The sequence below is a fragment of the Geoalkalibacter ferrihydriticus DSM 17813 genome, from assembly GCF_000820505.1.
GTDB lineage: Bacteria > Desulfobacterota > Desulfuromonadia > Desulfuromonadales > Geoalkalibacteraceae > Geoalkalibacter > Geoalkalibacter ferrihydriticus.
In genome coordinates this window covers 1-15,954 of the sequence record NZ_JWJD01000013.1, presented here as the reverse complement: position 1 = coordinate 15,954, position 15,954 = coordinate 1, and the positions used below count along the sequence as shown (strand labels likewise).

Sequence of the window (15,954 nt, the reverse complement as noted above, 5' to 3'; positions counted from 1 at the left end):
CTGAACTCTTTGGAGTAGCGGCCATTCGATCTCTTGCTCATGTTGAACACCTCCGCTGATAGGGTACACGTTGGTGTCCGATTTTTTCAACTTACCCCACTCTGCGGGTTTTTTGTCGAACTCTACAATCATGAGCGTGAACTCAGTAAAACTGAAATTGCGGTGCGCATCAGTATCTCCATCACCCTCGGCTTCTTTGTTCTGTCGGCTCTTTATTACATTTTCCCCGACATCCTGGTCGGTCGCGGCATTCTGCTCATGGCCCTGGGGCTGTTCGGCATCGGACAATTCGTCTGGCATCACTGCCACGGCCTGCTGCTGAGTTTTCCCGGCCTCGCTCAGAGGATCGTGATTCTCGGCAATGGCAGCCTGGGAAAAAAGATCGAAGAGATCATGCCCAGCGTGCGCCACAATTATGTCTTTGCCGGCTATATCCGTCCCGGCAATGAAGCTCTAAGTGTTCCCGACACCAGTGTCGTCGGCAGTAGCGACGAGATTTTCGAAACCGTCAAGCGCACCAAGGCCCACAAGATCATCGTTTCCCTGGCCGAACGCCGCGGAGTGCTGCCGGTGCGCGAGATCCTTCGCTGTAAGCTCAGCGGGGTCGAGGTGATCGATGCCCTCAATTTTTATGAGCAACTAACCGGAAAACTGCTGGTCGAAAACATCAATCCGAGCTGGTTTATTTTTTCCAACGGCTTTCGCGTCACCCGCTTCATTCGCTGCTACAAGCGCGTTCTCGATGTGCTTTTCAGTCTCACCGGCATCATTCTGGCCGCACCCCTGATGCCGGTGGTCGCTTTGGCCATCAAGCTCGATTCGCGGGGCCCGGTATTTTTCCGTCAGAACCGGGTGGGTCAGGGCGAAAAAGAATTCATGCTGTTTAAATTCCGCACCATGACCCAGGATGCCGAAAAAAACGGCGCGGTCTGGGCACAACAAAACGATCCGCGCGTTACGCGCGTCGGCAATTTCCTGCGTAAAACCCGCATTGATGAAATTCCGCAATTGTTCAATGTACTCAAAGGCGATATGAGCTTTGTCGGTCCCCGCCCCGAGCGTCCCGAATTTGTTCAGATGCTCGAAGAAAAAATTCCCTATTATTCCAAGCGCCATTTTGTTAAACCAGGCGTCACCGGCTGGGCGCAGGTTAAGTATCCCTACGGCGCCTCCGTTGAGGATTCCCTGGAAAAACTGCGCTACGACCTTTACTACATCAAGAACCTGTCCATCCTCATGGACATTCTCATCGTCATGGAAACCATCAAAGTTGTACTTTTCGGCCGCGGCGCCCGCTAACCCAATGGACAGGGGGACACGAATTAAGTTCGATTCACCGCAGAGAGCGCCAAGGACGCGGAGAATCGCGTGGAGAAAAGGACAAAAAAATCTCAAAGGTTTTCTCGGCGACTTCAGCGTTCTCAGCGGTAAAAAAGACTTTTGGGCTTGATGGTTTTCAACAAAAAGACAAGGGACAAATGACCAAGGACAGCCCTTCAGATCAAGTTCGATTCACCGCAGAGAGCGCCAAGGACGCGGAGAATCGCTTGGAGAAAAGCACAAAAAATCTCAAAGGTTTTCTTGGCGCTCTCGGCGTACTCGGCGGTAAAGAAGGGTTGTTGTCAGTAGATTAGTGTATCCATAGATCTTGCAGGTTTTTTTTGAACAAAATATCAGGAGCCATTATGAAACACTTGTTCTTCGTCCTCGCTTTTACTCTGTTCTTTGTGCCGACCCTCTGGGCTGCTGATGTTGATGCCGATTATGTCATCGGTGACGGCGACGGGTTGCAGATCTCCGTGTGGGGTTCACCCGAGCTTTCAAGTTCGGTTACCGTGCGTCCCGACGGTAAGATCACCTTGCCCGCAGCCGGTGATATTGTTGCGACCGGCTACACACCGACGCAGTTGAGCGAAAAACTGGCCAAAGAATTGACGGCCTTTGTGCGCAAACCCATTGTCACTGTCGCCGTGACCAACATCACCAACAACAAGGTTTACGTGTTTGGTGGCGGGGCGAGTTCGGGTTCATTCAATCTTCCCGCGCGTACCACCTTGCTTAAGTTTCTCACCAACCTGGGCGATCTGCAACGCGCCGACCTTGAGCGGGCTTACCTCCTGCGGAACCGTGAGCAGGTAGATGTGAATTTTTACAACCTGTTTATCAACGGTGACTTTGATGCGGATGTTGCATTGCAGACCGACGACATGATCTATATTCCCGATAACGAAAGGATGAAGATCTATATCATGGGCGCGGTCGGCAACCCCCAGTATGTGTTTTATCGGGAAGGCATTCGCATTCTCGATGCCATTCTCGAATCTGGCGGCTTCACCAAGTTTGCTCGGGAAAACAGGGTCGTGGTGCTGCGTAAAAATGGCAACCAGATGGACGAAATCCGTGTTAACGCCCGCGATCTCATGCGCCAGGGCGACCTCAGCCAGAACATCGAGTTGCGCCGTGGTGACATGGTCGTCGTCAGTGAAGGGATTTTTTAAGGGGTCGTCATGGATAATCCGCTAACGCAAGTCAAAAAATATCTGATTCTCGCCTACAAGAGGCGATTTGTCTTTTTGTTTACGTCGCTTCTGGTCATGTCGGTTATCGCGTCCGGCAGCTTTTTTATGACCAAAAAGTATGAAGCATCGACGACGGTTTTTATCGAGCGCAACATGATCGACAGCCTGCTCAGGGGCATCACTATTGCTCCGTCCATGGATGATCGTATTCGGGTGCTCCGACATTATATGCTGAGTCGTGACCTGATCTCGCGCACCCTGCGAAAGTTGGATGCCGACCTTACCACCCCGGAGCAATTCGAAGGGTTGATCCGGAAATATCAAGGGGCTACCCGCATCAACATGCGCGGCAATGACCTCTTCATTGTCTCTCTGCGAGATGAAAATCCGGCTTTCGCACGTGATTTTATCAATGCACTGGTCGGCACATACGTCGAAGAAAACGTTGCCTCCAAGCGCGAGGAAGCCTTCGGCGCCGGGCGCTTCATCAGCGAGCAGCTTACCTTTTTCAAAAAACGCCTTGACGACGCGCAAGATCGGGTCATCCAGTTTCGCCGAGACCGGGAAATCTACTCCACGGTCAGTGAAGCCGCCCTGCTTGAAAACATAAGGCGGGCCGAAGAGGGTCTTGAGCAAATCAAAATGCAGAAAAACGAGATGCTGGCAACCTTGGCCACCATTCGTCGACAACTCGACATGATGCAGGAATTTTCGGCACAAAACCCCAGCAATCCTTTTGCTCTTGCCGGTACCGGTTCAGGGGGGAATGCTCTCGTTTCGCAATTAGAATCGCGCCGGCAGGAAATGCTGCAGGTTTACAACGAGCGCCACCCGGAAATCGTGCGCCTCGATGCCCGCATCGAGGCCATTCTCGAAGCTGAGGCGAGCAATCCTGACCAAGCCATGTTTGAGCCCGTAGCTCATGCGGTTGAATTCAATCCGCTGGACGATCCTATTTACGTCGATCTCAAGATGCGGCTCAATGCACGCGAAACCGAATTCCAGGCTCTTGAGGCCCGCGAGCGTGAGCTCTATGCACTTGTTCAGGACAACCAGTCAAAACTGCGTGAATTTCCCGAGGAAAAAAAGCTTCTCGCCGATCTGGAGCGTGAGCGTAACAGTTATCTCAGGCTCTATGAGCAACTTCTTGAGCGGCAGGGGGTGACAGAAGTTTCCAAGCAAATGGAGGTCGCGGACAAAACAACCAATTTCCGTATTGTCGACCCCGCGGTTCTGCCCCGTACGCCCGTCAGCATCGACCGTTTTAAAGTCATGTTGCTTGGGGTCTTCGTCGGTTTCGGCGCCGGTTTAGCTCTGGTTGTCCTCCTCGAAATGATCGACGGACGCTTTAAGGATATCGATGCCCTGCGTCAACTCGGGGTACCCATTTTGGCTGAGATTCCAACCATTCCCGATCCAGTCAAGCAAGCGCGGACCAAAAAATTCAATATGGCACGTTACGCCTGCGCCGGCTGCGGGTTTCTGGTTATTGGAATGTTTCTCGTCCACGATGCCTTGGGTATGGGGGTTATCGATCGCTTCATTGTCGATTCCAACCTGGATCAGGTCGTTGCAAAAGTAGTTCGCTTCATAAACTGATGAATAGCAAGGATAGATCATGAGTCGTATCGAAAAGGCCCTGGAAAGGGCAGCGCAGAAACGGGCGGGAGAACACTCGGAGCCGCAGCCGCGTATGGATGTTGAAGCATCGTCGAATCCATCGGCTATTCCGACCGGGGTGCCCAACTATGCAGCTTTTGAGCAGGTGCCGCGTCCGTCTGTGGCTAATCCCTGCCTGGTGACCGCCAACGACCCCAATTCGCCCATTTCCGAGCAGTACCGCAAGCTCAAATCGCTGTTGATTAAAATGACCCGCAGTGAACAGAGCCGCAATTCATTGCTCGTTACCAGCACCGTCGGCGGTGAGGGCAAGACAGTGACCGCTCTCAATCTGGCCATCACCCTTGCCCAGGAATATGACCATACGGTTTTGCTCATCGAAGCCGATCTGCGGCGCCCCACCATCATGAGTTACCTTGGTCTTCAATCCGGCGTCGGACTGGCCGACTGTATTCTTGATGGTGTCGACGTCGGCGAGGTCCTGGTCAAGACCGGCATCGGCAAGTTGTCGGTGCTTCCTGCCGGGCGCCCGGTGAAAGATCCCGTCGAGGTTTTTTCCTCCGTGCGCATGGCCAAGTTGCTCCAGGAAGTCAAGACCCGTTACAGCGATCGCTTCGTCATTGTCGACTCAACGCCGCTGCTGCCTTTTGCCGAAGGACAGATTCTCGCCCATCTGGTGGATTCGGTGGTTTTTGTCGCGCGGCAGGACTATACCCCCTTCGACAAGCTCAAGGAGGCCTTGGCATCCCTTAAAAGTTCCAACCTTCTCGGCGTGGTGTGTAACGACATCGATGGCGGCATCACGGGCAGCGGCTACTACGGTTATTACGGCTATTACAAATACGCACAAAAATCGTAGGGGCGCAGCATGCATGCGCCCACGCGGTGGGATGTGTTGTGATTGGGTAGGGGCGCACCGTGCCCATGCGGCTGATGATTTTATTTGAGGGCGCAGCATGCTGCGCCCCTACCGGTTGGGTGTTTTGATGAAATGGTGTTTTTTGAAATTTGTCGGAGGTTTTCTCCTGTGCCTGTTTCTCGTCGCGGAAGCTTCGGCCGCCTTTCGAATCTCTCCCCAATTGCTGGTGCGCCAGGAATACAACGACAATATCGAGCTGAGTTCCGACGACAAGATATCCGATTTTATCACCACGATTATGCCGGGGGTGCGTCTTACCTGGGAGACGCGACCGGCAACGCTATCTCTTGATTACAATCTGAGATTCCGATTTTATCTCGAGCATGACGAGCGCAACGAGACTTCATTGCGCCAAACTCAGCGGATCGACCTCGGCAGCACTTTTCGAATTTATCGGAACATGCTTTTTCTCTCGGTGTCCAATGTCTATGAGCGGGTCACTATTGATGAGGGGGACCGTTCCGGAATCGACAGCGACCTGGTCAACCTGACGGACTCCAACCGTTTGCGGGTTAATCCCTATTTTATTTTGGAACCAACCAGCACCCTTACTTTTCGCACCGATTATGTCTATGAAAATGTCTGGTACGATAGTGATCGCGGTATCGACCATGAACGTCACACCGGTCGAATGACGCTGACGAAAGAGATCAGCCCCCGAGTGCAGGCTTCCCTGTCCGGCAGTCATTCTCTCTATCGGCCTGATGCCACTGCCCTGGCCGGAGCGCCCGGTGCCGATCAGGAATTCGATCGCACCGATGCACGTGCCAGCCTTGTCTGGACGCCCACCAACCGTTTGACCTTTGATACCTTTTACGGCAGAGGCTGGGTCGATTACACCGAACGGCCCAGCCAGACCCTCGATCTTTTCGGCGGTGGCGTTCGCTACCTGCTCGGCCCCGAAAAAGTCGTCGGTGCCCGCTACGATGAAACCACCAGCTTTTCCGTGCGCGACGGTCTCATTGAAAGCAAAAACTATGTTGCTTTCATCGAGTTCACCCCACGCGTTACGTCGCGCTGGTCGGTTTTCTACCGCGAGAGCGATTATCTCATCCAGGATCGTTCCGACGATTCACGCGGAGTATCCGTCGCAGGCGAATGGCCCTGGACAAACAGGATGGGCCTGAGCTACCTGATTCGGTTCACCCGCTATGACCGTAGTGGTCCCGGTGAATTCCAGGAAACCTATGATCGCTACGGCACACGCCTGGGCTTGTATCGCGACATGCGTATCGGCCGGTTTCATCTCGGCCACACCTGGAATAAAAACGACTCGGATTTCCCCGCTAACGACTACACCAACAACATTGTGTGGGCGGAGATGCGGTTTGTTTTTTGACAAAATTAAAAATGATGTCTGGAATGCGGGAGTAAAAAAAGACAAAGCCTAAAAAACAAAAACATCGACAGGATGAACTAGATGAGCAGGGATTACCAAGGACTTCTGATTTTTCATGAGGTTTTTATCCTGTAAATCCTGTAAATCCCGTCAAGGCTTTTACCCCAAAGGGCACTCCCTCTTGTCCTGCCTGATTTAAAGGATGATTAATGTACGAAAATTTTTTCAACTTCAACTGCAAACCCTTCGAACTCGTTCCCAATCCCGACTTTCTCTTCCCGAGCAAGTCGCACAAGAAGGCTCTGACCTATCTGGATTACGGCATCAAGGAAAAGGTCGGCTTCATTCTGCTCAGCGGCGAGGTGGGTTCCGGCAAAACCACGCTGGTGCGCAACCTGGTGCGCGGCATTCGTGAAAAAACGCCTCTGGCCATCGTATTTAATACCAGTGTCGACTCCGAACAACTGATCGCTCTCATCAACGAGGACTTCGGTCTGCCTGTCGAGGGCAAAGGCAAGGGTGAGCTGATCCGCGATCTTAATAATTTTCTGATCGACGAATACAGCAAGGGGCTGCAACCCATCCTCATCGTTGATGAAGCACAAAACCTCAGCCCCGATCACCTGGAGGAAATCCGCCTCCTCTCCAACCTTGAAACCGACAACGCCAAGCTGCTGCAGATCATTCTGGTCGGGCAACCCGAGATCCGCACCATCATAGCGCGCCCCGAGTTGCGCCAGTTGCGTCAGCGCATCAGCGTCAGCTGCCACCTTGAGCCGTTAAGTCGAGTCGAAGTTGAAGAATATGTCCTGCATCGCATGGAAAAGGCGGGCAATCGGGACGCCGTCTCCACCAGCCCTGAAGTCTTCGATGCCATTCATAGCTACAGCCGGGGTATCCCGAGGCTGATCAACATTATCTGCGACTTTCTTCTGGTCGCCGCCTATGCTGAAGAAACCTGTGAACTCGACCTCGAACTCGCGCGCGACGTCCTCGGCGATCTCGACTTCGATCATCGCTATTGGGCCGACCGTGTCGCGGTTCCCAAAGTCGTCGAGCAGAATGCACTGCCGGCCATGGATCTACTGGAAAAAGTTCTCGCCCAGATGCAGAGCCTGGAAGAAAAAATTCAAAATGGACAAGGGGCGCCCCGAGAGACTGCCGTGCTGGACGAGAACAATCCCTATCTCGCTTCCACCTTCGAGGGATTTTCCAGTGATCTCAGCCTGATCTACACAACCATCCAACAATTGCAGGACGACATTGAAGGACTGAAAGTGCAGTTCAAGGTGTACAAGAACCGTCCGGTGCCCAGCGTGCAATCGGCCGCGCCGCCGCGGCCCCAGCCGGGTCTTCTCAAGCGGATTTTCGGATGACCCTGAATGCTCTCAGCATCGATGTAGAGGACTATTTCCAGGTCTCCGCCTTTGAGCGGGTCAGTCCGCCCGACACTTGGGATTCCCGCGAATGGCGCGTTGCAGCCAATACCGAGCGTGTGCTTGACATCCTCGAGGCCGCCGGAAACGTGCGTGCGACCTTTTTCATTCTCGGTTGGGTCGCCGAGCGCTGTCCCGACTTGGTGCGCCGTATCACCGCCGCGGGCCATGAAGTCGCCAGCCACGGGTTCGGCCATCAGCGCATCTGTTTTCTCGAGCCCGAGGCCTTTCGTGAGGACATTCGCCGCAGCAAGGACCTGCTTGAAGATTTATGTGGGCAAGCGGTCACTGGCTACCGCGCCCCGAGTTATTCCATTTCCGAGCGCACACCCTGGGCCTTCGATGAGCTGTATGGTGCCGGTTACCTTTACGATTCAAGCATCTGTCCCGTAAAGCATGATTTTTACGGCATGCCGCACTGGCCGCGTTTTGACTGCATGGCGGTCAAAAATACCGAGGGCGCCTGGTGCCCGCTGCCGAGTGCGACGCCGCAGTGTACCGCCCTGCGCTCCATCCCCGTGTCCACGGTGCGTGTCGGTGGGCGCAACATCCCCATCGCAGGCGGCGGCTACTTTCGCCTGTTCCCCTACGCCGTCACCCGCTGGGGGCTCAACAGCATCAACCGGGGGGAAGAGAAACCCTTTGTGTTCTACCTCCACCCCTGGGAACTCGATCCCGCGCAACCACGTATGCACGGGGCCGGGTGGAAAAGCAATTTCCGTCATTATCTCAACCTCGACCGGACGGAAAGGCGGTTCGTACAACTGCTCAAGGATTTTCGCTTCGCGCCGATCCGTGAGGTTTTTGAGATCAATTGAAAATACAAAAAAACGACAGGATTAACAGGATTGACAGGTTTTTTTAAATCCTTAACCCGGTTTTTCCTTGGGTTTTAATCCTGTGAATCCCGTAAATCCTGTCAAGTGGTTTTGGTACCGATTGTAAAAGGTTTTTATGCGCATTCGCAGTTTCCAACAAAACGACGCCAACGCCTGGGACGACTACATCATGTCTCACCCGGAGGGCACGATCTTTCATCTCACCCAATGGAAGCGCGTCGTCGACGAGAGTTTCGGCCATCCGAGCTGTTACCTTCTCGCTGAAGAGGCACCTAGCAACGGCGGTCGTCCGCGCATTGTCGGGGTGCTGCCCTTGGTGCGCATTAAGAGCCGCCTGTTTGGCGACTCCTTGGTTTCGGTGCCTTTTGCCGAACTCGGCGGCCCGGTGGCCGACAGCACCGAAATCGCCGTGGCGCTGCTGGCCAGGGCAGGGGAAGTGGCGCGGGAATTCGGCGTCGACTATGTCGAACTCAAGAACACCCAAGGACTGGCCGATCTGCCGACCAAGGATCTCTACGTCAACTTCAGCAAAGCCATCGACCCCGATCCCGAAGTCAATCTGCTCGCTATTCCGCGCAAATCCCGCGCCGTCGTGCGCAAGGCCCTTAAAAGCGGCCTCAGCGCCGAAACCGGACACCACCTGCTGCCGATTTTTTACGAGATGATGGCGCGCAGCTATCACAATCTCGGCACGCCGATTTTTCCGCGCCGATTTTTCGGCAAATTCCTGGAGGTGTTCGGCGACAAATCCGACCTTCTGGTGGTGCTCAGTCCTCAAGGCAAGCCGATTGCCGCAGTGTTGTGCTTTTTCTTCAAAGACCGCGTTATGCCTTACTACGCCGGTTCGCTCTTCGAAGCCCGCGCCCTGGGCCCCAACGACTTCATGTACTGGGAACTCATGCGCCGCGGCTGTGAAGCAGGTTACCAGGTGTTCGACTACGGCCGCAGCAAAGTCGATACCGGCTCTTACAGCTTCAAAAAGCACTGGGGTTTCGAGCCCAAGCCCCTGGCGTACCAGTATCTGCTGGTCGGACAAAAAGAAATGCCGAACCTGAGCCCCACCAACCCGAAGTACCAGAAAAAAATCGAGATGTGGCGCAAGATGCCATTCGGGTTGACGAAGATCGTTGGACCGCCGTTGGCGAAGTATTTGGCTTAGAAACACATTCACCGCTGAGGTCGCAAAGAGCGCAGAGAAAAAAACTTTGAGAGTGGTTCTCTCGGCGCCCTTCGCGTTCTCTGCGGTGAGAAATGCTCTAAGGATTTTAGCTTTTGAAGATTTTATACATCTGTCATCGCATTCCCTATCCGCCCAACAAAGGTGACAAGATCCGCTCGTTCAACGAGGTCAAATATCTCGCTGAACACCACGATCTACACCTCGCCTTCCTGGTCGATGACCCGGCGGACATGCAGCACGTCGACGCATTGCGCGAATACTGCGTTGATTTAGCCTTTGTGCAGATCAATCCACCCGTGCAAAAAGTTAAAGCCGTTTCTCAGATGTTGATCGGCAAGCCATTGAGTTTGCCCTATTTTTATTCTTCAAATCTGCAGCAGCAGATCGATGCCTGGGCACAAGCGCAAACCTTTGACGCCATCGTCTGCTTCTCCGGTCCCATGGCGGAATATGTGTATCGATCCGATGTGTGGAGCAAGGAGCGCCGCCCCAGACTCATCATGGATTTTTGCGACGTGGACTCGGACAAATGGGGGCAATATGCCCAGGACGCCAAATTTCCCATGAACATCGTCTATGGCCTGGAGCAGAAACGGCTCCTGGCTTACGAGTCGCGCGTCAACCGCGAATTCGATCATTCGGTGTTTATCACCGACAACGAAGCGCAATTGTTCAAAAATCAGATGCCGGACGCCCGTAATATCGAGGTGGTCGGCAACGGGGTGGATTTTGAATTTTTCAACCCCGATCCCCGTAGGGGCGAGGCATGCCTCGCCCAAGGCAACGCATGCGTTGCCCCTACGGAGAATTCCCCCACCAATCTCGTGTTCACCGGCGCCATGGATTATCACGCCAATGTCGATGCCGTGGTGTGGTTCTGCCGCGAGATATTGCCGCGTATCACCAAGGCCGGCATCGATGCGCATTTTTACATCGTCGGCGGCAAACCAACCCCCGCGGTGCAGGCTCTCGGCCAAATGCCCAACGTCACGGTCACCGGTTTTGTCGACGACATCCGCCCCTGGTACGCCAAGGCCGATGTCTGTGTCATCCCCCTGCGCCTGGCCCGCGGCGTCCAGAACAAAGTTCTTGAAGCCATGGCCATGGAGCGCCCCGTGGTCACCACTACCAAAGCCGCCCAGGGCGTCGGCGCCAAAGACCTCCAACATCTACTGATCGCTGATAGCGCCGAGAGTATCGCCGCCGCGGTCATCGATCTGTGCAACAACCCCGGAGCGCGCCGGGAACTTGGGGACGCTGGCCGCAAGTTCGTGGTGGAGAACTTCGATTGGCGGCGAAATATGGAGAAACTTGAAAAATTACTGAATTAAAATCGACAGGATGAACAAGATGGCCAGGATTTGTTTGTCAAAGCGTTTGAAAATAAACCTGTCTAATCCTGTTCATCCTGTCAAAGCTCTTTGCTTTTGAGGATTTTATGAAAGTTCTGTGTGTTGTCGGGGCGCGGCCCAATTTTATGAAAATCGCGCCCATCATCGATGAACTCAAACAGCGCGGCATCGACTATGTGCTTGTGCATACCGGTCAGCACTATGACGAGAAGATGAGTCAATTCTTTTTCGTCGATCTCGGAATGCCCAAGCCCCATGTCGATCTCGAGGTCGGCAGCGGCAGTCATGCGCGTCAGACCGGCGAAGTGCTCATGCGCATTGAGCCGGTTCTGGAGCGCGAACGGCCGGATGTGGTGATCGTCGTCGGCGATGTCAATTCAACGCTCGCCGCAACTCTCGCCGCCGCCAAGCTCGGCATCCCCGTCGCCCATGTCGAAGCGGGCCTGCGCAGTTTCGATCGCGCCATGCCCGAAGAGATCAACCGCCTCATGACCGACAGCGTGGCCGATTTTCTCTTCACCACCGAAGAGCTGGCGAGCGAGCATCTGCGCAGGGAAGGCATCGCCGATGAAAAGATTTTCTTCGTCGGCAACACCATGATCGACAGCTTGATGAAGCACGTGCAACGCGCCGATGAATCCTCCATTCTGCAGCAACTCGGCGTTGAAGCCAGGAACTACGGTGTCGTCACCCTGCATCGCCCCTCAAACGTCGACGAACCGGAGAGCCTGCGCGGCATTCTCGAAGCCTTGAGCACCATCGCCCGCGATCTGCCTCTGGTTTTCCCGATTCATCCGCGCACCCGCAAGCGCATCAGCGAATTCGGCCTGGACGCACTTCTCAGCCAGGGATTCATTCTCAGCGAACCCCTGGGCTATCTCGACTTTCTCAAGCTCAACAAAGATGCCCGCATCGTCCTCACTGACTCCGGCGGCATCCAGGAAGAAACCACGGTGCTCGGCGTCCCCTGCATCACCCTGCGCCACAACACCGAGCGCCCCATCACCGTCACCGCCGGCACCAACCAATTGGTGGGTTCGGATAAACACCAGATCCTCGCCGCCGCCGCCAAGGTGTTGGGCGGCCAGGCCGAGAAAAAACAGGTTCCGCCGTTGTGGGATGGAAAAGCGGCAGGACGTATTGTGGATATATTGCAACGGATGGTGTAGGGGCGCACCGATGTGCGCCCTGTTTGAACGCACGATAATCGTAGGGGCGAGGCGCTGCCTCGCCCAGGGCGACCCACCGGGTCGCCCCTACGGGTAAAATGATAATCACGCAAGGACATACGCTATGAAAATACTCCACGTACTCGATCACAGCCTGCCCCTGCACAGCGGCTACACCTTCCGCAGCCAGAGCATCTTTCGCGCCCAGCGTGCGCGGGGTTGGCAGCCGGTGGTGGTGACCGCGCCCAAGCATGAACAGAACTGGAAAGGCGAGTGGGCGCCGCGCGAGGTGATCGGCGACTTCACCTATTATCGCACCGGACGTGTCGAGGAAAGCGAGGTGCCCTTTCTCACCGAAGGGCGCATGATGCGTGCGCTCACCCAGCGTATCCTTGAAGTGGCCGCGCGCGAAAAACCTGATCTCATCCATGCCCATTCGCCGGTGCTCAACGCCATGCCCGCCCTGCGTGCCGCGCGCAAACTGGGTTTGCCCATGGTGTACGAAATTCGCGCCTTTTGGGAAGACGCCGCCGTCGATCACGGCAGCTATGCCGAGGGCTCCTGCAAATACAAGCTGGTGCGCGGTCTCGAAACGCGGGTCTGCCACCGGGCGGACCAGGTCGCGATCCTCTGTAACGGTCTCAAGCACGATCTGGTCAAGCGCGGCATCGCCGAAGACAAGATCACGCCGGTGTTCAACGGCGTCAATCCCGACGACTTCAAACCCACGCCGCCCGATGCCGAATATTTCGAAAAATGGCGGCTGAAAGGTAAAAAAGTCATCGGCTTCATCGGCTCCTTTTACCGCTACGAAGGGCTCGATTTGCTGGTGCGCGCCTTCGCCGAAGCCTGCCGCGAAGACAAAAACACCGTGCTGCTGCTCGTCGGCGGCGGTGAAACCGAACCCGAACTCTGGCAGCTCGTCGGCGAACTCGGCCTCGCCGACCGCGTGGTCATGCCCGGCCGTATTCCGCACGAGCGCGTGCCTGGTGTTTATTCCATGCTTGACGTGCTCGTCTATCCGCGCTATCCCATGCGCCTCACCGATCTGGTCACACCCCTCAAACCCCTGGAGGCCATGGCCATGGGCAAGGTTCTGGTGGCCAGCGACGTCGGCGGACATCGCGAACTGATCCGCCACGGCCAAAACGGCATCCTGTTTCCCGCCGGCAACGTCGATGCCCTCGCCCAGGCCCTGCGCGACGTCGCCGGAGATACGGACCTGTGCGACCACATCCGCCGCGAAGCGCCTCAGTGGGTCATCGATCATCACCGTTGGCAGGTGACGACAGCGGTGTATGAGGATATTTACGACAAGGCAATGAGTTCGGTCAACGGCCGCCTGTCAGCGGTCGCCGAGGTGTGAACCCTGGGGAGACGGATCCCGATAAAAACAGGGCAATTGGACACGGATCAAATCTGAAAAGGCGGGATAAAGGCTTGGCTCACCGCAGAGGGCGCGAAGAGCGCGGAGGAAAAACCTTGAGAAAAGATTATTGATTATAAGGGTTTACTTAGCGCCCTTGGCGTACTCTGCGGTGAAAAGCAGTTGCGGGTTTTAAATCCGATTTGATCAGACTTGATCCGTGTCCCATTGATGTTTAGATGTTTACAATTGATATTGAACATCGCAAATATTTTTTGAGGCAGCTGTTCAATGAGCCCAACAATTTTTCGAGAAGGGAAATATCGATTTTTCTTTTTCAGCCGTGAAGAAGAACGGATTCATGTGCATGTTGTTTCCCCGGAAGGTGAGGCGAAGTTTTGGATTGAACCGACCGTGTCTTTGTCTGATTATGTTGGCTTAAACAAGCGGCAGTTGATGAGACTTCAGAAAATCGTTGAGGAGCGACAGGATGCAATCCGCAGCGCGTGGAAAAAACACTTCCTTGGAAGTAACTAACATTTCCCGGCACGGCTTCTGGCTGCTGTATGAGGGAAGTGAATTCTTTGTGCCATTCGAGAAATTTCCCTGGTTCAGGGATGTTGAGTTGAAGAAAATTTTCAATGTGAACCTTGAAAGTCCCGGCCACTTTTATTGGCCGGACCTTGATATCGATTTAAGTACAAAGATTTTGCGGAACCCGGAAAAATTTGAATTGATCAGTCGACAATGAGGATGGAATATACTTGATCAAAGCAAAAAACCTGGGGACACGGATCACGTCTGAAAAGGCGGGATAAAGGCTTGGCTCACCGCAGAGGGCGCGAAGAGCGCGGAGGAAAGACCTTGAGAAAATATAGGGGTTTACTCAGCGCCCTTGGCGTACTCAGCGGTAAAGATGACTTAAAGGTTTTTAAATCCGCGTTCATCCTGTAAATCTGGGTCCCATTGAGGTTTTAGCATGAAGCTTGACCAAATGATCGACATCATCAACCATACCCTGAGCGACTTCCCAGAAGTGCGATTCAGCACCCTGTTCGGTTCCGCCGCCCAGCAACGGCTGACCACCCGCAGTGATGTCGATATCGCCGTCGCAGGTAAACAAAAGCTCAATGTTGATACCAAGGTTCGGCTATCTCAGGCTCTCTCGTCTGCGTTGAAACGCGAAGTCGATCTGGTCGATCTGCAGGATGTCTCCGGATTGATTCTGGAACAGGCACTTTGTCAGGCCGTTATCGTCAAAAACGCCGACCATGAGCTTTATGCCCGCCTGCTCAAACGTCTCTGGTACAACCAGGCTGACATGATGCCCTACGTCCGACAGATCCTGGAGCACAGGAGCGCGCAATGGCTTCGATGATTCTGCTGACCAAGCTCGATGCCCTGCAGCGATGTCTGGCGCGCGTTGCCGCCAAGACGCCGGAAAGCGTCGATTTGCTCCAAAAAGATCTGGACGCACAGGACATCATTACCCTGAATCTGGAGCGCGCCGTTCAAACCTGTGTCGATATCGCCGCGCATGTCGTCGCGCAGCACAACACCCCGGCACCAAGCACGATGGGCGAGGGTTTTGACCGATTGCACGACCTTGGGATCATTTCGGAACATACGGCATTACGAATGAAAAACGCCGTCGGCTTCCGCAATATCGCAGTTCATGAATATCAAAAAATTGATTGGCTCATCGTTTATCGGATTATCACCGAGCACCTTGACGATTTTAAGGATTTTGCGCGGCAAGTGCTGGAATGGGCTGATGGTAAAACAGGATAAGAGCAGATAAGGCACAAGCAAAGGCAATGGGACACGGATCAAATCTGATCAAGGCGGATAAGGCAAAAGCAAGGCTGGGCTCACCGCAGAGGACGCCAATAGCGCAGAGAAAAAACCTTGAGAAAAGATTGTTGATTGTAAGGGTTGACTCAGCGCACTTGGCGTGCTCAGCGGTGAAAAGCAGTTGCGGGNGGGTTTTAAATCTGCGTTCATCCTGTAAATCTGCGTTCCATTGGTTTTGAGGACGCGGAAAAGGCGGATGAAACCGGATAAGAGCGGATAAGAGCGGATAGGGCACAAGCAAAGGCTGGATTCACCGCAGAGGGCGCGAAGAGCGCAGAGAAAAAACCTTGAGAAAAGATTGTTGATTGTAAGGGTTGACTCAGCGCACTTGGCGTGCTCAGCGGTGAAAAGCAGTTGCGGG

Annotated in this window: 16 protein-coding genes; all 16 read left to right on the top strand. The window is 54.4% G+C overall.

The genetic code is table 11. From position 1 onward, the window contains the following. Positions 1–39: 39 nt before the first annotated feature. The 16 genes from GFER_RS17105 (at position 40) to hepT (ending at position 15,530) form a co-directional block, all read left to right on the top strand. Entirely contained in the window at positions 40–1,299 is a 1,260-nt protein-coding gene (locus GFER_RS17105; RefSeq protein WP_082048155.1) for a TIGR03013 family XrtA/PEP-CTERM system glycosyltransferase, read from the top strand. A gap of 179 nt (positions 1,300–1,478) precedes the next feature. Further along, positions 1,479–1,634, top strand: a complete 156-nt coding sequence (locus tag GFER_RS18955) for a hypothetical protein (RefSeq protein WP_153304560.1) — start codon at positions 1,479–1,481, stop codon at positions 1,632–1,634. 51 nt (positions 1,635–1,685) lie between these two features. Continuing rightward, positions 1,686–2,498 (top strand): polysaccharide biosynthesis/export family protein, encoded by an 813-nt coding sequence (locus GFER_RS17100; RefSeq protein ID WP_040101282.1) that lies wholly within the window; start codon positions 1,686–1,688, stop codon positions 2,496–2,498. Positions 2,499–2,507: 9 nt separating this feature from the next. Next, positions 2,508–4,118, top strand: coding sequence for an XrtA system polysaccharide chain length determinant (locus GFER_RS17095; RefSeq protein ID WP_040101281.1), 1,611 nt, complete (start codon positions 2,508–2,510; stop codon positions 4,116–4,118). A 19-nt stretch (positions 4,119–4,137) separates the two neighbouring features. Continuing rightward, positions 4,138–4,998, top strand: coding sequence for an XrtA-associated tyrosine autokinase (locus GFER_RS17090; RefSeq protein WP_040101280.1), 861 nt, complete (start codon positions 4,138–4,140; stop codon positions 4,996–4,998). Positions 4,999–5,140: 142 nt separating this feature from the next. Continuing rightward, complete coding sequence (locus GFER_RS17085; protein ID WP_161807430.1) at positions 5,141–6,397, top strand: TIGR03016 family PEP-CTERM system-associated outer membrane protein; 1,257 nt, start codon at positions 5,141–5,143, stop codon at positions 6,395–6,397. Positions 6,398–6,606: 209 nt separating this feature from the next. Continuing rightward, positions 6,607–7,773, top strand: coding sequence for an XrtA/PEP-CTERM system-associated ATPase (locus GFER_RS17080; RefSeq protein ID WP_040101278.1), 1,167 nt, complete (start codon positions 6,607–6,609; stop codon positions 7,771–7,773). After that, complete coding sequence (locus tag GFER_RS17075) at positions 7,770–8,651, top strand: XrtA system polysaccharide deacetylase (protein ID WP_040101277.1); 882 nt, start codon at positions 7,770–7,772, stop codon at positions 8,649–8,651. The genes GFER_RS17080 and GFER_RS17075 overlap by 4 nt, the downstream gene beginning before the upstream one ends. A 136-nt stretch (positions 8,652–8,787) precedes the next feature. Further along, the gene (locus GFER_RS17070) at positions 8,788–9,831 is read left to right on the top strand and encodes a FemAB family XrtA/PEP-CTERM system-associated protein (protein WP_040101276.1); all 1,044 of its coding nucleotides are present in this window, start codon (positions 8,788–8,790) and stop codon (positions 9,829–9,831) included. A 113-nt stretch (positions 9,832–9,944) separates the two neighbouring features. Next, a complete protein-coding gene (locus GFER_RS17065) occupies positions 9,945–11,183 on the top strand; it encodes a TIGR03087 family PEP-CTERM/XrtA system glycosyltransferase (protein WP_040101275.1) in 1,239 nt (412 codons plus the stop codon). A gap of 107 nt (positions 11,184–11,290) precedes the next feature. After that, positions 11,291–12,373, top strand: coding sequence for a non-hydrolyzing UDP-N-acetylglucosamine 2-epimerase (wecB, locus tag GFER_RS17060; RefSeq protein ID WP_040101274.1), 1,083 nt, complete (start codon positions 11,291–11,293; stop codon positions 12,371–12,373). 124 nt (positions 12,374–12,497) lie between these two features. Further along, positions 12,498–13,739 (top strand): TIGR04063 family PEP-CTERM/XrtA system glycosyltransferase, encoded by a 1,242-nt coding sequence (locus tag GFER_RS17055; RefSeq protein WP_040101273.1) that lies wholly within the window; start codon positions 12,498–12,500, stop codon positions 13,737–13,739. A 291-nt stretch (positions 13,740–14,030) separates the two neighbouring features. After that, positions 14,031–14,276, top strand: a complete 246-nt coding sequence (locus GFER_RS18440; RefSeq protein ID WP_074669609.1) for a DUF4160 domain-containing protein — start codon at positions 14,031–14,033, stop codon at positions 14,274–14,276. Beyond that, the gene (locus GFER_RS17050; protein ID WP_040101272.1) at positions 14,230–14,490 is read left to right on the top strand and encodes a DUF2442 domain-containing protein; all 261 of its coding nucleotides are present in this window, start codon (positions 14,230–14,232) and stop codon (positions 14,488–14,490) included. Before GFER_RS18440 ends, GFER_RS17050 begins: the two co-directional genes overlap by 47 nt. A 228-nt stretch (positions 14,491–14,718) precedes the next feature. Next, complete coding sequence (mntA, locus tag GFER_RS17045; protein ID WP_040101271.1) at positions 14,719–15,117, top strand: type VII toxin-antitoxin system MntA family adenylyltransferase antitoxin; 399 nt, start codon at positions 14,719–14,721, stop codon at positions 15,115–15,117. Next, positions 15,105–15,530 (top strand): type VII toxin-antitoxin system HepT family RNase toxin, encoded by a 426-nt coding sequence (gene hepT, locus GFER_RS17040; protein WP_040101270.1) that lies wholly within the window; start codon positions 15,105–15,107, stop codon positions 15,528–15,530. The genes mntA and hepT overlap by 13 nt, the downstream gene beginning before the upstream one ends. Positions 15,531–15,954: the final 424 nt, after the last annotated feature.